This window comes from Streptococcus sp. SR1, from assembly GCF_000526075.1.
In the GTDB taxonomy this organism is placed as follows: Bacteria; Bacillota; Bacilli; order Lactobacillales; family Streptococcaceae; genus Streptococcus; species Streptococcus halitosis.
This window is the reverse complement of the sequence record NZ_JATR01000025.1, coordinates 99,648-119,743: the sequence shown is the minus strand read 5'-3', so window position 1 is coordinate 119,743 and position 20,096 is coordinate 99,648. Positions and strand designations below refer to the sequence as shown.

At 37.4% G+C, this 20,096-nt stretch carries 17 protein-coding genes; 5 read left to right on the top strand and 12 right to left on the bottom strand.

What is annotated here, in order from left to right; translation table 11 throughout:
• The first annotated feature begins 4 nt into the window (after window positions 1-4).
• The gene (locus tag HMPREF1518_RS10780; RefSeq protein WP_081730850.1) at window positions 5-202 is read left to right on the top strand and encodes a hypothetical protein; all 198 of its coding nucleotides are present in this window, start codon (window positions 5-7) and stop codon (window positions 200-202) included.
• 13 nt (window positions 203-215) lie between these two features.
• Here the strand turns inward: HMPREF1518_RS10780 and HMPREF1518_RS09280 are convergent, their stop codons facing one another.
• From HMPREF1518_RS09280 to HMPREF1518_RS09265, 4 genes are all read right to left on the bottom strand, one after another.
• Complete coding sequence (locus HMPREF1518_RS09280; protein WP_000998893.1) at window positions 216-512, bottom strand: DUF5966 family protein; 297 nt, start codon at window positions 510-512, stop codon at window positions 216-218.
• 13 nt (window positions 513-525) lie between these two features.
• Window positions 526-810, bottom strand: coding sequence for a DUF5962 family protein (locus tag HMPREF1518_RS09275; protein ID WP_023916199.1), 285 nt, complete (start codon window positions 808-810; stop codon window positions 526-528).
• A gap of 74 nt (window positions 811-884) precedes the next feature.
• A complete protein-coding gene (locus tag HMPREF1518_RS09270; RefSeq protein WP_197018568.1) occupies window positions 885-7,109 on the bottom strand; it encodes a DEAD/DEAH box helicase family protein in 6,225 nt (2,074 codons plus the stop codon).
• Window positions 7,110-7,156: 47 nt separating this feature from the next.
• Complete coding sequence (locus HMPREF1518_RS09265; protein ID WP_033585704.1) at window positions 7,157-7,567, bottom strand: thrombospondin type 3 repeat-containing protein; 411 nt, start codon at window positions 7,565-7,567, stop codon at window positions 7,157-7,159.
• A gap of 142 nt (window positions 7,568-7,709) precedes the next feature.
• Here HMPREF1518_RS09265 and HMPREF1518_RS10940 point away from each other — a divergent pair, with 142 nt between their 5' ends.
• Window positions 7,710-7,943, top strand: a complete 234-nt coding sequence (locus tag HMPREF1518_RS10940) for a hypothetical protein (protein WP_197018567.1) — start codon at window positions 7,710-7,712, stop codon at window positions 7,941-7,943.
• Here HMPREF1518_RS10940 and HMPREF1518_RS09255 read toward each other — a convergent pair.
• Genes HMPREF1518_RS09255 through HMPREF1518_RS09220 form a run of 8 tightly spaced genes read right to left on the bottom strand, consistent with a single transcriptional unit; the run spans window position 7,928 to window position 17,262 of the window.
• The gene (locus tag HMPREF1518_RS09255; RefSeq protein WP_033585700.1) at window positions 7,928-10,741 is read right to left on the bottom strand and encodes a phage tail tip lysozyme; all 2,814 of its coding nucleotides are present in this window, start codon (window positions 10,739-10,741) and stop codon (window positions 7,928-7,930) included. The two genes, HMPREF1518_RS10940 and HMPREF1518_RS09255, sit on opposite strands and share 16 nt — an antisense overlap.
• 11 nt (window positions 10,742-10,752) lie before the next feature.
• Window positions 10,753-13,110 carry a VirB4-like conjugal transfer ATPase, CD1110 family gene (locus HMPREF1518_RS09250; RefSeq protein WP_033585698.1) on the bottom strand — a complete coding sequence of 786 codons (2,358 nt, stop codon included), beginning with the start codon at window positions 13,108-13,110 and terminating at the stop codon, window positions 10,753-10,755.
• Entirely contained in the window at window positions 13,061-13,420 is a 360-nt protein-coding gene (locus HMPREF1518_RS09245; RefSeq protein WP_001097584.1) for a PrgI family protein, read from the bottom strand. The genes HMPREF1518_RS09250 and HMPREF1518_RS09245 overlap by 50 nt, the downstream gene beginning before the upstream one ends.
• Window positions 13,421-13,473: 53 nt before the next feature.
• A complete protein-coding gene (locus tag HMPREF1518_RS09240) occupies window positions 13,474-14,328 on the bottom strand; it encodes a conjugal transfer protein TrbL (protein WP_033585696.1) in 855 nt (284 codons plus the stop codon).
• A 16-nt stretch (window positions 14,329-14,344) separates the two neighbouring features.
• Window positions 14,345-14,587 (bottom strand): hypothetical protein, encoded by a 243-nt coding sequence (locus HMPREF1518_RS09235; RefSeq protein WP_000627865.1) that lies wholly within the window; start codon window positions 14,585-14,587, stop codon window positions 14,345-14,347.
• 20 nt (window positions 14,588-14,607) lie between these two features.
• Window positions 14,608-16,485, bottom strand: coding sequence for a VirD4-like conjugal transfer protein, CD1115 family (locus tag HMPREF1518_RS09230; RefSeq protein ID WP_033585753.1), 1,878 nt, complete (start codon window positions 16,483-16,485; stop codon window positions 14,608-14,610).
• The gene (locus tag HMPREF1518_RS09225; RefSeq protein WP_033585694.1) at window positions 16,485-16,973 is read right to left on the bottom strand and encodes a hypothetical protein; all 489 of its coding nucleotides are present in this window, start codon (window positions 16,971-16,973) and stop codon (window positions 16,485-16,487) included. The genes HMPREF1518_RS09230 and HMPREF1518_RS09225 overlap by 1 nt, the downstream gene beginning before the upstream one ends.
• Window positions 16,963-17,262, bottom strand: coding sequence for a hypothetical protein (locus HMPREF1518_RS09220; RefSeq protein WP_003042486.1), 300 nt, complete (start codon window positions 17,260-17,262; stop codon window positions 16,963-16,965). Before HMPREF1518_RS09220 ends, HMPREF1518_RS09225 begins: the two co-directional genes overlap by 11 nt.
• A gap of 674 nt (window positions 17,263-17,936) precedes the next feature.
• On the opposite strand from HMPREF1518_RS09220, the gene HMPREF1518_RS09215 reads away from it, so the two are divergent.
• From HMPREF1518_RS09215 to HMPREF1518_RS09205, 3 genes are read left to right on the top strand one after another with little or no spacing between them, the layout of a single operon-like run.
• Complete coding sequence (locus HMPREF1518_RS09215; RefSeq protein WP_000420682.1) at window positions 17,937-18,251, top strand: YdcP family protein; 315 nt, start codon at window positions 17,937-17,939, stop codon at window positions 18,249-18,251.
• A gap of 15 nt (window positions 18,252-18,266) precedes the next feature.
• Window positions 18,267-18,653, top strand: coding sequence for a YdcP family protein (locus tag HMPREF1518_RS09210; protein ID WP_000985015.1), 387 nt, complete (start codon window positions 18,267-18,269; stop codon window positions 18,651-18,653).
• Window positions 18,654-18,681: 28 nt separating this feature from the next.
• Window positions 18,682-20,067 carry an FtsK/SpoIIIE domain-containing protein gene (locus HMPREF1518_RS09205; protein ID WP_033585690.1) on the top strand — a complete coding sequence of 462 codons (1,386 nt, stop codon included), beginning with the start codon at window positions 18,682-18,684 and terminating at the stop codon, window positions 20,065-20,067.
• Window positions 20,068-20,096: the final 29 nt, after the last annotated feature.

Below are 20,096 nucleotides of genomic sequence, written 5' to 3'. Positions count from 1 at the left end.
AAATATGAACAAATTAAAAGAAGAAAATTTGAGAAGAGCTCTTTCTCATATTGAACGCCATAAACAAGCCATAAATACAAGTAATAATAGTGAGGATTATGATTTTCATAAATTATTACTCCAATTTAGCTATGAAGTATATGAAAGAATCAAGGCAAATAAAAAACCCTATCCGAATTTAGATTCAGATAAAGTTTTTTAACCATCTAACAAGTTTACATACTTTCCTTAGTTTTGGAGTTTATGAAACGCCAACTGAATCCTAAAACCAACATCAGATTGATGAAAAGGTACACAGCCGTAAAACTAGTTAAACCATGTTGTCTGATATCATCAAAGTATAAAGTCGGTTCAGTAAAGAACAAATAAATTCCATAGACCTCCACGAAAATAAGAAAACTGATAAAACCAATAAGGAAAAGTCCACTGGCAATAAGAAAGAGTCTCCATAAAAGAATGAGAATTCCTCCTACTGCTAAAAAAATTACTGGGATAAGGAGTAAATCATTCATGACTTTCTCCTTCCTAATCAATCAATTGACGATAATGGGTGGCAAGAGAGGAATCAAACTCTTCTAATTTTTGAACTAAGTCCAAATACTCCTCTTTTTCATGTTCTTCAAAGTCCACACCTCGATGATTTTGAAGAGTGATTTCCAATTGGCTAGTGAGTTCTCGTTTAGAAAAACTGTAATCGCCTGTCACTTCCTCATAATGTTCCTTTAGTTCCTTGTAGGCTTGGTATTCTTCAGGTGTTTGAAATCCCTGTACCAAAGCCTCTTCTAATTGATAATAGGTATCTTCCATCATAATTGTTACCTCGTTTCTTTCTATCTTTATTCTACCGCGCTTTTCATTTCTTGTCCGCTATTTGTATCTATTTTTTAATCCAATTCAAAAGAAAGTTGTTCCTGCTTTTCGTTTCCTTTTTCGTGGAATTGTCTTAAGGCCTGATCAATAATATCTAAATCCGTTTCTGTTTCAATCAATGGCGCAAGTACATCGTATTCGGCCTTTTTTGTTTGATAATCCTCTTCCTTTGGAAAGTTTTTCTCAATTTCTACCTTAGCAGTAGTCCATTTATCCTTTAATTCATCCAATAAGTTCTGAGTTTTCACTTGGTCCTCTTTAATGTGATCAATCGTATGCTGAAGTCTTTGAATTGTCCCCAAAGGAGAATACAAATCTAAACTGACAGAATACTGATTTTCTCCTACAATCTTAACAGAGAAGGTTTCAGGAAGAGGTTGATTTGTTGGAAGACTAAGCATTTTAATGTCAAATCCTCGATAGCTTGCTAAGGTACGAAATTCTTTGCTGTCAGCTTGATTATGACGGATAAGACGGTGTAGGGATTCCCCTGCTTCAGCTCGTTGCTCAAAAGCTTGCTTGCCAACTGTCATAGAAAATGCCTGGTCTTTCGACATTTCAGACTGTTGAATGTCGCCTTCATACTTACTTAATCGTTTCTCAAGAATGGGCATATTTTCTTCACAGTAGGAGATTGTATGACGATAGTGATCCTTGCTACGTTGAAAGGCGCGTCTTTGATTTTCTAATAGAGTTAGATCATTCTCTAGTTCCATCTTATATTTGAGATAAGGATTACCTGTTGCTAGTGCCTTAAAATCAGAAGCTGTCATGGTCTGCTCATCAATGTCTTCTGCAGCACGAATCGGCTCCTTAGAAGTCATAATCTGCTTAATATAACGGAGTTTGTTCTCCTGAGTTGCCCAAAGATAATTATCAAATGAACCTTTGGTAATATAGTGGTAAATATCCACTTCCTTGTTTTCATTTCCTTGTCGGATAATACGTCCATTACGTTGCTGAATGTCACTTGGTCTCCACGGTACATCCAGGTGGTGTACTGCTTTCATCTTGCTCTGAACATTTAAACCTGTTCCTCCTTTTTCAGTTGAGGCAAGGAGAATCCGCACCTCTCCTGCATTGACCTTTCGAGACAAACTATTCTTCTTTTCATCACTATTGGCATCATGTACAAAGGCAATTTCCTTACTAGGGATTCCTCTATCCACTAATAAAGACTTTATTTCAGAATAGACATCAAAGCCATTATCCTTTTTCTTAGGTGTTCCAATATCTGAAAAAATCATCTGAGTAGCCTTATTTTCCATTCCATCACGATAAATTCTTTCAACATTATCCACTACCTGAAGCAGTTTATGATTGTCTGCTAGACTATAACTAGAGTCCAATAAACGCATATCAATTGCTAGTTTTCGTGCCTCACCCGTAATTTTTAACATGTTATCCTGACTCGGATCAACTGTTCCACATTTGACCATATCTGACCTCATAACTAATTCTTCTAAATAGAGTTTCTGGTTTTCAGTTAACTCACTCTCAATAGGGATAATATGGGCTTCTGGAACAGGTAAATCCAACATATCTTGTGTTTGAATGTCAGCTGTTTCTTTATAGATTTTCATCAACTCAGGTAGATTGACAAACTTTTTAAATCGTTTCTTAGGTTGGTACTTATCCCCTGTAGGAGCTAATTCCATAGAGTTTTGAATTTCTCCAAAAGCACCTACCCAAGAGTCAAAATAATCAACTTGATAGCGTTTTAAGATATCTGGTTGAATGTAGTTCATCATAGTATATAACTCACTAATAGAATTGGAAACAGGTGTTCCTGTCGCAAAGACAATGTTTTTAAAATCATGTTCTTCCTGAATCTGTCGAACCTTCATTTCCATATCCACATTCTTCTTAGAAGTTGTATTAGTAATCCCTGCTACATTCCCAAGTCCAGTAATTGGACGAATATTTTTAAAGTGATGTGCTTCATCCACAAAGAGAAAATCAATTCCTAAGTTCTCAAAATCAATAAAACTATCACGATTAAAGCGTTGGAGTTCTTCCAATTGTTTCTCTAGACCACTTATTGATTGCTCTGCTTCTTTGACAGTATACTTATTTTCAGAATGTGTTTTAATCTCTCGTAGTTCATTAAGTTTATCCTCGATATAATTCATCTGTCTTTCCTTACTGACAGGAATTTTTTCAAATTGAGAATCCCCAATGACAATGGCATCGTAATCTCCTGTAATAATGCGTGATACAAATTGTTTTCTTCTCGCCTTCACAAAATCTTTCTTAGTGGTCACAAAGACTTTTTTGGTAGGGAAAAATTTCATGATTTCTTGGCCAAATTGAGCGGACAAACTAGAAGGTACTACATACAAGGGCTTATGAACCATCCCCAACTCCTTTAATTTAAACCCAGCACCAAGCATGGTCAAGGTCTTTCCTGAACCTACCTCATGAGCTAACAAGGCTCTTTTTTCTTCTACGATTCTTTGAATGGCATTCTCTTGGTGAGGACGAAGACTGATGTTTTGTGCCAAGCCATCAATGACTAGATGGCTACCGTCATACTCTCGACTAACTGTTCGATTATAAAGACGATTGTAGCTTTCCTCAATGACTTGTTGGACTTCTGGATACCGTGAGACAAAGTCTTGAAAGAGCTCTTGTAAATGCTGCTCTTTTGCTCTTAGAACAGAGGTTTTTTCCAAATCTGTGATAGTCTTTTTCTTTTCTCCTTCCGTAACAGTCATAGTAATCGTCGGTTGGTTTGAATTTAGTAAATTCTCAAAAATCTTTCTTCCTGTATCATAACGTGACCCACTGACTCCAAGACTACTATCTTTGGCACTTGGATAGCGATAAGCAAATGATGTCCTTAAATGAACCTGGCCATCGACAGGATTCACTTCAATGACTTGTTCAACATCAGGCGAAGACAATTCAAATTCACGATTGGTAAAACATTCAAAGGCAAATTTACCATAAACGGATTGAGGAATCCAACGTGACCCTATTTTAAACTCAATATCTGCCAGATGAATCCGTGGAGGACGAACAGATTCTAACAAATCTAAAGCATGAGACCAGTCACATTCTTGATTGTTTTCCTCCACTAATAGTTGAACTACTTCTATCTTGTTGAGAATATCTCCTGACAAAAACTGGTTCTTAGAAAGATATTTTCTTTCCCCTCTTAAATAGCTTTCTGGATCCATTAAAACCTGGTCACCTAACTCATCTAAAATAGCAGCTTGGCTATGTTCAGGGTAAATTGATACCATATAGTCTAAATCAACCCCTCTACCATCCGATAAACTAGAGTTTAAGGCATCTAGAGCCGTTGAAACTCTTGCAATCACTCTCTCTGGCCTAACCAATGCTTTCTCAAAGGCTAAAGATTTTTTATATTTTACTTTCTGATCTTTAGAATCAATGTATTCATCTTCTAAACTTGCTAGTAAAGAATACTTATCGTCACTATCAAATAAGTTCCGATTGACTGAGGCATTCAAGTATCCAAATTGACTTACAAAGCGGTCATAGTCATGATTGAGTTTACTAAGTAATAGCTGAAAATCTGTCCGACTATAATCTTGATGACGTTGAATTTCAATTAAGGATTGATAGGTCTCTCTCAAATCAACCATGCCCTTAATGCGACTAATATCCTTATCCGATAAGGGACTTTCATAAAAGACAGTTTTTTTGAACAGTCCCTTATATTTCCCCCTTTTACTCGCTTCTTCTGACTTGTAAACATCTAGTGCTTCCTCATCTGTCAAATGAAGTTGCACGAATCGGTCTATTTTATGTTCAGACAAAGAACTGTCCCAAGCTTTAAAATCTCCCTTCTCATCTACATAATAACTAATTTCGTCTACTTTTGAACTTTTCCGAATGCCATGCGTATCTCGGTAATAAATTTGATTTCCCTCATATCCAAAAGAAAAGAGCGCTAAGTCCTCACGTATACGACTTGGGATAGAATTATCCACTTCTTCTTGGATAAAAACAGGTGCTTTCAAAGAATTGTCAATTTGTTTAGGTGCTTCCACATTCTCAAATGCTTTCATTATTTCAGCAGCTAATGTTTCTGATACCCCCTTAACATTGAGGGTTCCTCCATTAAAATTACGTACCTCATATTCACCCAAAACTTGTGTGTTGTATTTCCCATCAAAATAAGGATTGATCCAGACACGCTTATCCTCCTCAAAGGGAATAGAGCCACTAAAGACAAGCTCATCTTCATTAAGATTCTTTGCTTGATCCTTTTGAAAGAAGAGGAGGTCTGTGGTCACTCGAGTACCTGCAATCTTTTTAAAAGCCGTGTCCGGCAAACGAACTCCCCCTAAAAAATGAGTGTTGGTTTTAATCTCTTGTAAGACATTATCTGTCCGCTTATCCATTGTCCCGATAGATGAGATAATCGACACTTGTCCTCCGTCTCTTACTAAATCAAGTGAGTGTTTGACAAAGTAGTCGTGAATCATATAAGGTTTATCATAGTTTTTATCGGCAATGCGGAAATTTCCAAATGGAACATTCGTTAAGATTAAATCAAAACTATTATTTTGATAGGGAACTTCTTCAAATCCTCGCACTTCAATATGGGTATTGGGGTGGAGTTGTTTTGCGATTTCGCCTGTCACACTGTCTAATTCAACCCCATAGAGTTCTGATTTCTCTCGTATACTTCTAGGCATCGCCGCAAAGAAGTTCCCAGTCCCCATAGAAGGATCTAATATCCTCCCTCCCTCAAAACCATCATCCAGTAATTTTTGCCAAATCTGGCGAATAATCATTGGGTCTGTATAATAGGCTGTGAGAGAACTTTGTTTCATGGTCGAGTATTCTGATTTACTTACTAAACTCTTGAGAGTTAAACGTTCTGTTTCATACTTTGGATTGAGTTCATCAAAAAATTCATTGGCAAGGCCACCCCATCCGACATACTTGGCTAGTAGTTCTTGTTCTTCTGGATTCGCTTGTCGTCCCTCTTTTTCTAATCTTTTAACAAGTTCAATTGCGGCGATATTCGTTTCAATTTTTTCTCGATTTGTCTTAGGATAAAAGTCCTCTAAATCATCTGGAAAAACAAAATCTAGAACAGGGACATCCGTCTCTTCTATGCCTACAATAAGCGTTTCTGTTTCCTTATCCTTATCTTTTTCATTTTCTTCTTCCAGATAGGAAAACAAATCTATTTCCTGGCTTTCACTTGGTGATTCCATCTCAATCTCTGAATCTTCTTTTTCAAGTTCTACGAGAGACAATACTTGTTTAATCTCTTCCAAACTGTTCAAGTATAAGATAGGATTCTCTTCAAATAACTGGTTGGAATCATTGAATAACTCTAATCGAACTAAGTCATTTAACTGTGCATTTTCAATCGAAACCAACTGAAATACTTGTCCTTTATAACTTACTTGTGAATCGATTGGATATTCCCTCAAAGCTTCTTCTACAATTTTATCTACTTTAGATAGGGAATGAACTTCCACATTTTCTTCTACCTTGTCAATATTATCTAAAGGTAAGACCGCTTCCGCTACTTGCTTAGACTTTTCGATTTTAGCTTTTACATCATCAAAGTGAGTAATAATCTTCAGCTTTTGTGTCAGTGGGAGTTGTTGGTAGTTTTCTTCATGATGGACAAGATCCGTAACGGTATCTAAAGTAGCCATTAATTCTGAACCCAAATAGGCTAGAACATCTCCCTCTTTTTCTTCAAAATGAATCTCAAGAACCTCTTTTTTTAGTTCTTTTAAGTCAACCATTAGAAGAAATTCCTCTATATCTCTACTAATACGGTCAGATAGATTATTCGCAACCCGATAGACATTGACCAAATTGACATCCTGATTCTGATGAAAGATAAGCTCACTTAGTTGTTCTAGCTTCTCTTTTTCAGATTGAATGTAAAATCGAGTGGAAAGATTATAGGTCGCGACTTCTAGCACCAAGTATTTCTCCCAACTACTTAATTGAGATAATTTATCTAGACCCGCTTGTCCAAAATTTCTTGTGTAACTTTCTAAATCTTGGTCATTATTTTCAGAACTAGCCTCTAGGAAAGAAACAATATCTTGATCAAAAGAATATACGTGAGGTATCTCTTCTATCTTGCCCTCTTCAGCCAAAAAACTCTCTACCAAATCCTGCCATTTCTCATCAAAATGTTGCGCCTGATAGCGAAGAAATAGGTCCATTTTCTCCCTATCTTTTGGAATTGTTCCACGAAACATAGCCAATAATTGTATTACTTCCATACTCGCTCCTTTCATCTATACGAAAATAGGAGAATCACATGATTCCCCTACAACTCTATCTCCATTTCAACCTCTTGAGGACTGGTTTCTAAATCACTAGACAAAAGAGAAACAGAATCTGTTCTCATGTAGTAAGTATATAAGTCTTCTAGGTCTTGTTGGTTTTCAATCCCTGTTTCAATACTAATCAGAGCCTGTATAAATTCCTTGTAGTGACTCTCCATCATATCTGAAATCTTTTGTTTCATTTCCATAAATACTGATGATGGTTCAGTTAGACTTGTTTGGTTTATGTCTTGTAAATCCTTTTCTAAGGGATTGGTTCCTTCTTCTACTTCCACTAAATCTGAACGTCCATCACCATCAGAATCTGCGCTAAGAGGATTGGTTCCTAGCGCCAATTCTTGAGCATCAGTCAGTCCATCTTGATCCGAATCACGCTGATAAATGGCTTCCATATACTTCCTTCTTTCCTAGTTAATCTTTTTTCACTCCAATCCTACCAAATATTCCTTGAAAGAAGTATCACAACAAAAAAGAGAACGAGCCAAAACTGCGTCCTCCTTAAAGTGATAAAACATTACTATCAAAGTAAAAAAGATGACTTACAGAACCTGTAAGCCACCTAGTCAGTCGGTTTATTCTGGTGTCTGCCACCGCTTGGCCCTTACGTCCAAGATTGCTATCGGATTTCGTTCTGGTGTCCGCCACCGCTTGGCCCTTATGTCCAAGATTACTATCAGATTGACCATGAGCCGACCACTCATTTATAAACATATTTTATCTTTAAATAGCTACAATTTCAAGTGTAAACTCTTTTATTTGGTCGTATAAGCAAAACTGATGGCACTATCTGCTTGAGAGATTTTTCTAAAGGTATAGTTAGGGTTGCCACCATAGTTGGTTTCAGACACAAGGAAAGAACCGTCATCATATACTTTCTCGACAAAAGCCACATGACCATAGTCTGCTGGTGTCCCATGTGTACCTCCCACAAAAGAAACAATGGCACCTGCTCTTGGTGTAGAGCCAGTTTCCCCACCAAGACTTGAAGCTGTCGCAACCCAGTCCTGACCATTTCCCATGGTATTAATGATTGAAATCTTCTCTCCGTTTCTACCTTTTAGCTTTAATCCTAACTGGTTCATACGAGCCGCAACACCCCATGTACATTGTCCATAGGCATAGGCCATACCATCTCCACCACCAGGAACAGAATGATCATACAAGTCCCCACGAACCCCTTCAAGGGATTGTGGGTCACTTTTTGCATGTCCTCCATTTGTCTGGCTAAAGCCTTTTTCAATTTGGTAATACCATTCCGTTGCTCTGGTTTGTCTTTCCAGTAGTTTGTCACCAGAATTTCCCTCCCAATAGGTAAGGAAGAGTTGAGCGAGATTGGCTGCACTGCCCGTATTTCCAAAGAAATCCTTTAACCAACTTTGATAGTAAGGACTATCCCCATGAAGCATAAAATCAAGTTGGAGATCTAAATCATACCATTTCTTATTTTGGGTGCGTGCATAATTTAACAAGGCTGTATGACGTGTTGACCCATCTGCGGTATCTGTCCATTGTCCTAAACCTAGACCTCTATGAAGAATATTAGGATAAGCACCTCCATAAATAGCTGGACCCCCAATTGCTAACCAGCTTTCATCATCCCATGAGGAATCGGTAGCGCCAACTGGAGGAGATAAATAATCCCCTTCAGCACGTTTTGGATTAATGGAAGATTCTACCGACCAATTTCCTAAAATAGCCGCAATGGCTTGGGGACTTGCCCCTTGAGATTTCAAAAACTCATAAATATGTTTCGCTCGTTCAAACTCATCCCCACCAAACTGACCAATGGCAGGTAAGATAGTTGTCTGAAGTTGAATGACTTTGGGAAAATAAAATTGCGGATTGACATACACCAATTTTTCTTTCTTGTTCTTATACTTTTGATAGGAAACTTTCAAGCCTGTATCGTCTGGTGTTTCACCAATAATATCACCTGTTAGGACTCTTGTCCCCTCAATCGCACGGCCATTATGAATAGAATACAAGGTTAAACGACTTTCATTCTCTCCTTTTCCATTAGTGAGAATTACATTGTCACCATCTAGAGATACTACCCCATCCATTGGTGCTACAATCGTTTGGTGAGCCTTGGCTTCTAGTAGAATGTACTCCTGAAGAGTAGGTTTTCCGTCTAAATCATAGTATCCATAACGATAAGTCATGGTTAGACTATCTTCGTTGCTTTTCCCCTCAAATGGATTGTCCAATTCCTGCATGGAAGCATACACACCCTCTTCTTTTAGTTCCTTCATTTCCTCTTGATCGTCTTTTGATAGTTTATACTTAGGAGTTTCATAGAGGTCTTGCATGGATTTCAAATCTTCCCCATCGTTTAAATCATGCCACAAAGTAGATAGATAATCCTTGTAAGTTTCTGAACTAAATAAGTGAACTGGTTTGTGTAACTCATAGTCATGGAATTTAAAGTTCATATACCCCATCACATCATCAACTTTTGTGTAATAGGTAATTCCTTTGTCATTTGTACGAGTATGTTCTGCGTCTTCCCAAGTTAGGTGGGTATAAGCTTTTGTTAATTCAAATTCATCTTGTTGAATCAAACTAGCAGATGAAAATCCTAAAAAGAAACTCATCATAAATAAGAGAAGAAAGACTAATCCTCCAACTATCCATGTTGCAGGATTTCCAGCCGCAAATGTAAAGAAGGAAAAGGCTGCTTTTAGTTTTTGATAGATATTTCGGACACTTGTAAGACCTTGTTTCTTTAATTTTCGAAACCGATTTTTAAAGGAACTTGGATTCTCTTTCGCTAGTTTCCATCCTTTTCCATTCTTAAAATGATGGTATCGCTCTTTTGTGTTGGTCAGTCTTTTTTTGGTAAAACGACCTGTTGCTCGTCCTGTTTTGATACTAGCTTTTCCAAGGTTATAAGAAAGTCTACTGTAGCGTTTCCCTTTTCTAATGGTCTCTTGAAGTGTGCGATAGCCTTCTAAATCTTCATTTTCTGAAGCTAACTCTCCACCTTCACGTCCAAGGACATAAAGAAAAGTTTTGGCTTTCCTACTGACTTTTTTGGACTTATAGGCTTGTTTAGTAGATTTTAAATTTTCTTTAGCAGCCTTGACTTCCTTCTTAGCTTTTAATTCTTCTAAACTCTTCCCTTGAAAGAAAAAATTAGATTTTTGTTTCGATTGCTGACCATAAAGAAATTTTTGATTGGTTTTTCTTTCTTTACGACTCTCTTTTCTTTCTTCTTTTGCTTCTACCTTGGCTTCTCTAAATTGCTTCTTGGCTATTTTCAATCGTTTCCTAGCATGAGGTAATCGTCTGTCTCTTAATTCTTTACGATTCAAAAGAGATGGAGGACTATTTTGAAGAATATGATTGTAGTCTTCATTTGCTTGTTTTACTCTCTTCTTTGAAGCTTCTCTCATCTCCTCTAGCTTTTCTTTTATCTCTTTTTTCCATTCTTTTTCATCCAGTACAGCGGAATCTTTTTTCTGTTTCCTTACCTCCTTCTTTCCTTGTTTCAAGAATTTCTTCTCATCTTTTAGACTTCTTCTAAATGCCTTTCGGGCACGTATGATTTCTCTCTTATCCTTCATTTACCTTCCCCTTAATTAGAAGTCATTTTATCAGGATCCGTACTCATGATATCAAACAATTGAGTACCTTGAGGAATCTTATTTTTAAAGGGAACGACAACTGAACCAGCTTTTATTAGTCCTGCCCCTTTTTCTGGATTGACTAGGTATTTTTCGAGTTCTTTTGACAAGCCTAAGAGTTGAACCAGTTCTTCTCGGTCATTTTTTGCTTGCTTGAGGAGAATCATAAATTCACTATTTGCAATAATCCGTCTACCATTTGGATCTAACAATAAGGTTTCGACGTTTTGAGTTATTCCAGTCGGACTAGCTCCATATTTTCTGACACGACTCCACAATTTAAAAAAGAAATCACTGGCATATTTATCTAATAAGAGAAGCTGCATTTCATCAAAATAAATCCAGGTCTTCTTCCCTAATTTTTGATTCCGAACGACACGATTCCATATCTGATCAAACACTACCATGAGAGCGATTTGTTTCAGCTCATCTCCTAACTTTTTAACATTATAGATTAAGAAATTAGATCCTGTCTGAATATTGGTCTTATGAGAAAAAATATCAAGAGAACCTTCGACATACAGTTCCATATCAAGTGCCAAATTCTGCGCTTCTTCTTCTGGTTGTTGGCTCAAGACAAAGACCCATTCTTCCAAAGAAGGCTCTTTAAATGACTGATAGGTGAGTCTGGTGACTCGGTCGATAATCGATTTTTCTCTTCCATCCATTTTTCTATCCAATAACTTGCCGATAAAGGATAAAAGAAATTCTGATTTTACCTTTACAGGATCTTCATCCATATTTTCCTCAGACAAGTCAAGGACATTGAGATAAGTTTGGGAGTCGGGCGCAATATCAATCATTTCTCCCCCAAAAGCTCGTCCAATGACACTGTATTCTGCTTCTGGATCCACGATGATAATTTCAGTATTTTCACCAGATTCCTTGATTTTGGTCGTGATAATTTCATGCTTGGTTGCCATGCCTTTACCAGCTCCTGATGTTCCTAAAATCAGACCAGACGGTGTGTTTAATAGGCTACGATCAATGGTAATAATATTGCTTGAGATTTGATTGATACCGTAATATTTCCCACTACGGTCTTGTAAATCTACTGAAGTCCAAGGTGAGTTCACTGCTACATTAGATGTTAATAAACTCCGTGATACTCCCTCTAAAAAATCACAACCAAATGGCAGCAAGCTATTAAAGGCTGCTTCTTGCATATATGGAAGTTTATCAATCATTAGGTCATTTGAGCCGGCCACTTGTTGGATAGTGTCTAGGGCTTGTTTGAGTTCTTCTTCATCCTGACCAAAGACCCCAATCAAGAAGACCGTTTGAAATAGTTTATCTCCTGTCTCGGTCATGGTTTTTAAGAGTTCCTCAGCTTCATCGATATTGCTTTCTAATACATGACCTACTTTTTCCAAATAGATACCTGTACGAGCTAGTTTTTGTTGTTCCCCAATCTTTTGGGATTCCATTAAGGTTTTCTTTGTTCGTAGTTTCTTCATGGCATCTGCCTTGGTCGAACTTTGAGCATGAAGGCTTACAATCAATTCCAGATCTCCTTGCATGAGGTCTCGGATAAACTGATCCCCTAATTCCATACCGTAGTCTCTCACATAGACAATCTGTAATAAGCGGTCATTGATTTGTAGGTAATTCTTGTTTTTAAAATCCAAGAGATTAGGTGCTATGAAGTGACGAGTTGTCTGGCCAGATCTCGTTAAATCACGATAAGAAAAAGGAAGATGGTGTTCTCCTCTAAGCATATCTGCCAACAAGTTCACCCGTTCTTCTCCAGTCAAGGATCCAAATCGAGCATCAATTTCTGAGAAACCACTCTTGAAATATTCGCCTATTTGAGACAAGGAACGATAGGCTTGTTTGGGATTAGAATCCTTTCTACCAAAACTAATCAGTTTCACAGCCGAAAAGTTATTTTCACCACTATCTAAATTTTGAATCATCATCCGATTCAATTCTTTACGATAGCTATCGTACCCATCTTCTTTTTCCTCATACAAAACACTGTGTCTGAATTTTTCTAAATTCAATCTTTTATTAAAAATGGTCAATTGGAAGTTGGTTTGGTCATCTAAAGAGTTAATCAAATCAGAATACTTCTCAATGATTGCGCTCTTATCTTCTAAACCAACGGTCTGGTAATTGACATCACCAAGTAAATAGCTTTGTGAAAAATAATCTTCTTTTACCTGCATCAGACCATTTTGATACAAGGCTTGATAGGAAAGAGTATTAGCCGTTGATGGTAACACTTCCTCTTTTTTATCTTTAACTTCTTCCTTTTTATTAGTCGTTGAAGTTTTTTGTTTCTTTAATGTATTTAATTTTCTTTTCATGTTCAAGTCCTTTCTTTCCTGTAATTGTGCGTAGGGGAACCGTTAGTTCAAAATGAAGACGGTATTTCAAATAATGTTCAAAATATAAATCATTGGGTTTATAGACTCCAAAAAGCAAGAGGGGGATGGTAAAAGCAAACACAAAACCGTAAACAAACCAATCTCCAAATTGCCAGAAAAAGAGATTCAAGCCCAAAACAATAATTGTGACAATAAAGGCTGGTATAACAAAGATGATTTGTCTTGTGGTGAAACCTAACCAAGCCCTGTGTTGGTATTTTGAGATGTCTTTAAAGACACGTGTATTCATGACTTTCCTTTCTAAAAAGGCTAAGAAGCAACCACTTCCTAGCCTTTATCTAATTACATACCTAAGATTGAGCGAGCCGTACGTTGAGAACCAACGAGGGCAATAATCAGTAAGATAGCTTGTACCAAACTACCAAACATAATCGCAAGTGATTGCAGGACTCCTGCACCATTTGAAACAGCTATTTTACCAGCAGATTCAAACAAAGGAACAAGAGAAACAATCAGAAAAATAAGAACCCCTTGTACCGCATAGACCATAATATTTTTTAAATAGCCTATACCAATAGACTTCCATTCATCACTTAAAAATGTTGGAATCGTAAGAGGGGCAAATGGGATCATAAGGTAGAGTTGAATAAATCGAATAGATACCAAAAGATTAACCATGGCTGCACTTACTATCCGAACAAGCCAAATGAGGAGGGCGAAAAAGCCCACAATCATCCGGCCAATAAATCCTGACCCTTTTAATCCAGAGATGGTATCATACTTTGACCCACCGTGAGCCACAATGGAAGCCACTTGTTCAATGGCGTGACTCGCAATCCCGATGATAGCTTCTACAATAACGGTAGTGTTGGTAATTACAACTGCGACCATAATATAACTAATCAACATCGGTGCTAATGCTTCAAAGGTCATCGCTCCTCCTGAGTTAGCAATTTTCTTTGCCATCTTCGAAAATTCTAAGATGAGAACAACTGATAAAATCGCAACTCCAAGGGGCTGCATGACACTTTTAGTAATACTAGACATATAAGTCCAAACTGTTGGATTGTAGCTAGATAGTGATTTAATCAGATCTACCGTAGATTGTAAATCCACATTAAATCCTTCAAATAAATTTTCAGCTGATATTTTTTCAGATGCAAGGTAAACAAAGGGTGAGACTAAACTAAGATTCATGTCATTGTTTATCCTCCTAAATTGAAATCTGGGTTACAAAGGCTCCAGCAGCCCCGACCATAACACCACCGACAATTTCAAGAATGGCATTCCGAACACCTGGTCCACCGTCTTTAATGTTGGTTGCAAGATTGACAATCCCAACAACAACGAGAAAGGCACCAACCGCAATCAATCCCTTCTGTAACAAAGACATAGCTTGTGCAAACATAGCACTTGCGTCTACTCCATAAACAAAACCTTTAAAATGCGTAATCATCTATTTCCTCTTTTCTATTTTTATTTTAAACTAGATTCAAAAGTTAAATCACGAATTCTAAGGCCTTCAAGATGATTTTCCTGACTTTGATTCAAAGGATTGATCTGATAGTTCCACCACCGTTCATCGTTTTCTTGATTGGCAAGGTACTTCCAGTTTGGATGCTTAGTTGAATTGTACTTTTTGCTTTTAAAGACAGGCATATTGGCAATTCGAACTAAGCATTCATGCCGTTTCATATTTCCGACTTCATCAGGTGTCATTAAATCACGAGCAATCTTTTGATGAGAAAGGGATCCTGAACCTGTTTGGCCAAAGGAACGACTAGTATTTCGAACATCAATGGTTTGTTTACCGAGTAACCCACTCATAAATTTAAAAGTATCTTCATCATTACCACCTAAGTAGACTAAGCTATCACAGTTCCCAAGAATAGTTTTCCAAGCTTCTTTTTCTTTATAGAGTCCTTGAAGTTGAGCAATATTTTGCAGAATAGGAACGAGACTCATATTCCGAGAACGGACTGTTGAGGTTTGTTCAGCAAAATCTGGGATTTCTCCGATATTTGCGAATTCATCTAAGTAGACTCTCACATGAAGAGGTAATTGCCCCTTAAAATCAATATCTGCTTGTCTTGTTAGAGTTTGAAATACTGTTGAAAAAAAGAGGGCTGAAAGAAAGCGAAAGGTACTATCGTTATCTGGGATAACTAAGTAAACCATTGATTTTTCCTTGCCCCATGTCTTCATATCAAGGGTATCTCTTTTGGTCAAATCCATGACACTTTGAATATTGAAGAAGGCAAATTTAGCAGTGGTTACAGCTATAACAGAATCCAGAGTCTTATCCTTATAATTTTGAAAATCTGCCCAATTTCGCATGGTAAAATTTTCAGTTCCATACTTTTTAGCATAATTTTCAAATAGAATTTCTAAGACACTTTTTTCTTGGTTTTCACCCTTGGATAAGTGTTTAATGAGTTTTGAGATTTCAGCAAAACTTGGATAACGCCCTCGTTTTTTTCGCTCTTCCACTTCTTTTTTTTGACGTTTCAACAAGTTTTGGTATTCCTTTTGACTTAAACGACTTTCTTCTATGAGCTGTTCTCTTGTTTTAGGTGGGTTATAGAAATCGACCAAGTAAGAGGCTAAAGCTCGTACCAAAGTCATAGAAGCTTCATCCCAAAATGGATCACTACGGGAGCCAGAGCCTTTGGTGTTATTGAAATAAACCGTCAGCATGCGATTCAAATCATTTTCTGTCTCTATATAGCGAAAAGGATTGAAGCCATCTGAGTTCTTCATATTGACTAAATCTAACACCTTTACTTGGTAGCCATGTTCTAAAAAGAGTTTGCCTGTTTTTTCGGCCAAGTGATCTTTAGGATCCACTACAATATTAGAACTATTCATCTGAATCAGATTAGGTTTCACAAAGCGAAATGTCTTCCCACTTCCTGAACCTCCGATCACCGCAATATTCTTATTTCTATCATATTGGGGTGGTTTTTTATCTAATAATGTCAAACGAACATCTTGAGCTAAGATCGTATCATGAGAAAATTCCTTACCGTAAAAGAGCTTCTTTTCTTTTAGAGTTCCAAAACGGGCGCTCCCGTATTCTACCCCTTCTCGGTATTGTTTTTTACCAGTCTCTAGATAGAGATAAACCAGCAACATCATCACAAAGCCTAGTAGAAAAAAAGCACTTGATTTTCCAGTAAAGGAAACATTCCATGGCGACTGAAGAACTTCATCTTGACCTTCCATCAGAAGATGAGTCCATTTATCTAAGGTATTTCCAGTATAGGAATCATACAAAAGCGTCAAACGGTGAAAGATATAGCCTAGTAAGATGCCTAACAGGGAGAATAGTAGGAATTTCTTTCCACTGTACATCATCTCACCATCTCTTTCTGTTTGACGGCCCCTTCTTCTCTAAAGGTTATTTGGGATTTAGCTTCATCAATTGCATCGTCTAAAGACTTATCCATGGTAAAATCAGCTAATTTCTCCGGATCATTAACCATTTTTTCTAATAGATGGTCTAAATGATTGTCTAGAATTGAACGGTCTTTCGTGTAGAAATGTAGAGAATCCCCTTGCCAAGCGATGGCTAAAGGAATCTCTTCTTTTTCTAAAAAGGCTTTAAATTTCTCTATATCAATTGGTTTGTCTAAAAAATCTTTTTTCAGATTAATCGTATCAATCGCATAGGGAGATTGTAGCAATTCTTCTAATTTCTGTACCCCTATTTTATAGGCGGAATCTTGTGCTAAAGCCTGACGTCTAGACCATTCTAAAATCTTTAAGAGACTTCTTACAGTAAATAAAAGACTACGCTCTGCATATTGAACTGCCATTCGTTCCTGTTGTTCAGAGGACATCTGACGCCTCCTTCTTCACAAATAGCAGTTTTCCTTCTTTATAGCGATAAGCTATCAATTTCTGATGTTGCTTAATCGACTTGACAACCTGCAGTAGATCTCTCGAATAAGGTTCTCGAAGAGTGACTTCTACTGCTTTCCCATCAAAGATACCAACACGTTTAAATTCAATGTAGTCTTTTTTGAGATGTCCTAAGCCCATACCAAAAGGAAAGTGATGAATCAATTGGATGGTACAACCACCTTTATTTCCCATTTGTTTCAAATCATACAAGTTTACTACCTTCATGATTAACTCCTTTATCTAGTTTGTCGCATCGTTTAAGTCTGGTAACGATAAACTCCGTGTCTGTTAGAAAATTCTCACACACGTCTTGTGCCAGTTGCCCTTCACAGGGAAATACTCTCAGTCCCTACTTACACAGGCACGCTAATCAAGACGGAGTGAATTCAATTTTCAAAGAACAGGTAGCTTTATTATAGATAAGAGTAGTTGAAATTTTTATCACATTTTTTATTTTCCTGTAGAGCTAAATTCATACTAAACAAAGATTTTGAAATAAAAGACTAACATTGTTACATAACGTTAGCATTTCATTTCCCTAAAATAAGCTAATTTTTACCAGAAAAAATAGCATAAAAATCTAGTTATCCGCATAAAAACTGGACTTATCACACTTTATCAAGGTCAAAACCACTCAATTTACTACTAATTTACTACTTATGAATGAGCTTTGATACGACGATTTATCCTTGAAAAGTGAAGATATAAAGATACTTCCAATAAAATTTGAATATTTAATAGGTAGACACTTCAAAAAATGAGGTGTCTATTTTTTTACCCGATTTTGAAAGGAAGTGAACTTATGAAAACAAAAAATCAAGAATCAAAAGGTCGTTCCCCACTCTTTAAGACCATCAAACATTCATTCAGCCAATAAAAAAGAAAGGATAGGTAAAAATATGGAACTTAAATTTGTGATTCCCAACATGGAAAAAACATTCGGCAATTTAGAATTTGCTGGCGAGGATAAAGTCGTTCAGCGAAGAATCAACGGACGGCTAACTGTCTTATCAAGAAGCTATAATCTCTATTCTGATGTTCAAAGAGCAGATGATATTGTGGTGGTGCTTCCTGCTGAAGCTGGCGAAAAACATTTCGGCTTTGAGGAACGTGTGAAGTTAGTCAATCCACGTATTACCGCAGAGGGCTACAAAATCGGCACTCGTGGTTTTACAAATTACCTTTTACATGCTGACGACATGATAAAAGAATAAAGAAAGAGAGGAAAAATGATGAGATTAGCAAATGGCATTGTATTAGATAAAGACACGACTTTTGGAGAATTGAAATTCTCTGCTCTACGTCGTGAAGTGAGAATCCAAAATGAAGACGGGTCGGTTTCAGATGAAATCAAGGAACGTACCTATGACTTAAAATCCAAAGGACAAGGACGCATGATTCAAGTAAGTATTCCTGCCAGCGTGCCTTTGAAAGAGTTTGATTATAACGCACGGGTGGAACTTATCAATCCCATTGCGGACACCGTTGCTACTGCCACCTATCAAGGAGCAGATGTTGACTGGTATATCAAGGCAGACGATATTGTGCTGACAAAGGATTCTAGTTCATTCAAAGCTCAACCACAAGCAAAGAAAGAACCGACACAAGACAAATAGTCGCTAGGTAGAAAGGAGACTTTTTCGCATGAAACAGCGTGGTAAAAGGATTCGCCCATCTGGTAAAGATTTAGTCTTTCATTTTACGATAGCGTCACTCCTGCCTGTTTTCCTGCTGGTTGTCGGACTGTTTCATGTGAAGACAATCCAGCAGATCAACTGGCAGGATTTTAACCTATCACAAGCAGATAAGATTGACATTCCCTATTTAATTATCAGTTTCAGTGTCGCAATTCTTATCTGCTTGCTGGTAGCGTTTGTATTCAAACGGGTTCGCTATGATACGGTTAAACAACTTTACCACCGTCAAAAACTGGCAAAGATGATACTTGAAAACAAGTGGTATGAATCTGAACAGGTCAAAACAGAGGGTTTCTTTAAAGATAGTGCTGGTCGTACAAAGGAAAAGATAACCTACTTCCCTAAAATGTATTATCGACTTAAAAATGGCTTGATACAGATACGGGTGGAAATCACGCTGGGAAAATATCAAGACCAACTCTTACACTTGGAAAAGAAATTAGAGAGTGGCTTGTACTGTGAGCTGACGGATAAAGAGTTAAAGGATTCCTATGTGGAATATACTTTGCTCTATGACACCATAGCCAGTCGTATTTCTATTGATGAAGTAGAAGCTAAAGATGGTAAACTTCGCTTAATGAAAAACGTATGGTGGGAATATGATAAGCTCCCTCATATGTTGATTGCTGGTGGTACAGGTGGCGGTAAAACTTACTTTATACTGACACTGATTGAAGCCTTGCTTCATACAGATTCAAAACTGTATATTCTTGACCCGAAAAATGCTGACCTTGCGGACTTAGGTTCTGTGATGGCAAATGTCTACTATAGAAAAGAAGACTTGCTTTCTTGCATTGAAACATTCTATGAAGAAATGATGAAACGTAGTGAGGAAATGAAGCAGATGAGGAACTATAAGACTGGCAAAAATTATGCTTACTTAGGTCTCCCGGCACACTTCTTAATCTTTGATGAATACGTCGCTTTCATGGAAATGCTGGGAACAAAAGAAAACACCGCAGTTATGAATAAGCTGAAACAGATTGTCATGTTAGGTCGTCAAGCTGGCTTCTTTCTAATACTGGCTTGTCAACGTCCAGACGCAAAATATTTAGGCGACGGAATCCGTGATCAGTTTAATTTCAGAGTGGCTTTAGGTCGTATGTCTGAAATGGGCTATGGCATGATGTTTGGCAGTGACGTACAAAAGGATTTCTTCTTAAAGCGAATCAAAGGTCGTGGCTATGTTGATGTAGGAACAAGTGTCATATCAGAGTTTTATACTCCCCTTGTACCAAAAGGATATGATTTCTTGGAGGAAATTAAAAAGTTATCCAACAGCAGACAGTCCACGCAGGCGACGTGCGAAGCGGAAGTCGCAGGTGTGGACTGATCTTGCTGGCTGGTGTGGCAATAGCCACG

Coding starts and splice junctions, on each gene's coding strand:
- HMPREF1518_RS10780 (WP_081730850.1), top strand. CDS start 5: ATGAACAAATTAAAAGAAGAAAATTTGAGAAGAGCTCTTTCTCATATT.
- HMPREF1518_RS09280 (WP_000998893.1), bottom strand. CDS start 512: ATGAATGATTTACTCCTTATCCCAGTAATTTTTTTAGCAGTAGGAGGA.
- HMPREF1518_RS09275 (WP_023916199.1), bottom strand. CDS start 810: ATGATGGAAGATACCTATTATCAATTAGAAGAGGCTTTGGTACAGGGA.
- HMPREF1518_RS09270 (WP_197018568.1), bottom strand. CDS start 7,109: ATGGAAGTAATACAATTATTGGCTATGTTTCGTGGAACAATTCCAAAA.
- HMPREF1518_RS09265 (WP_033585704.1), bottom strand. CDS start 7,567: ATGGAAGCCATTTATCAGCGTGATTCGGATCAAGATGGACTGACTGAT.
- HMPREF1518_RS10940 (WP_197018567.1), top strand. CDS start 7,710: ATGACTTACAGAACCTGTAAGCCACCTAGTCAGTCGGTTTATTCTGGT.
- HMPREF1518_RS09255 (WP_033585700.1), bottom strand. CDS start 10,741: ATGAAGGATAAGAGAGAAATCATACGTGCCCGAAAGGCATTTAGAAGA.
- HMPREF1518_RS09250 (WP_033585698.1), bottom strand. CDS start 13,110: ATGAAAAGAAAATTAAATACATTAAAGAAACAAAAAACTTCAACGACT.
- HMPREF1518_RS09245 (WP_001097584.1), bottom strand. CDS start 13,420: ATGAATACACGTGTCTTTAAAGACATCTCAAAATACCAACACAGGGCT.
- HMPREF1518_RS09240 (WP_033585696.1), bottom strand. CDS start 14,328: ATGAATCTTAGTTTAGTCTCACCCTTTGTTTACCTTGCATCTGAAAAA.
- HMPREF1518_RS09235 (WP_000627865.1), bottom strand. CDS start 14,587: ATGATTACGCATTTTAAAGGTTTTGTTTATGGAGTAGACGCAAGTGCT.
- HMPREF1518_RS09230 (WP_033585753.1), bottom strand. CDS start 16,485: ATGTACAGTGGAAAGAAATTCCTACTATTCTCCCTGTTAGGCATCTTA.
- HMPREF1518_RS09225 (WP_033585694.1), bottom strand. CDS start 16,973: ATGTCCTCTGAACAACAGGAACGAATGGCAGTTCAATATGCAGAGCGT.
- HMPREF1518_RS09220 (WP_003042486.1), bottom strand. CDS start 17,262: ATGAAGGTAGTAAACTTGTATGATTTGAAACAAATGGGAAATAAAGGT.
- HMPREF1518_RS09215 (WP_000420682.1), top strand. CDS start 17,937: ATGGAACTTAAATTTGTGATTCCCAACATGGAAAAAACATTCGGCAAT.
- HMPREF1518_RS09210 (WP_000985015.1), top strand. CDS start 18,267: ATGATGAGATTAGCAAATGGCATTGTATTAGATAAAGACACGACTTTT.
- HMPREF1518_RS09205 (WP_033585690.1), top strand. CDS start 18,682: ATGAAACAGCGTGGTAAAAGGATTCGCCCATCTGGTAAAGATTTAGTC.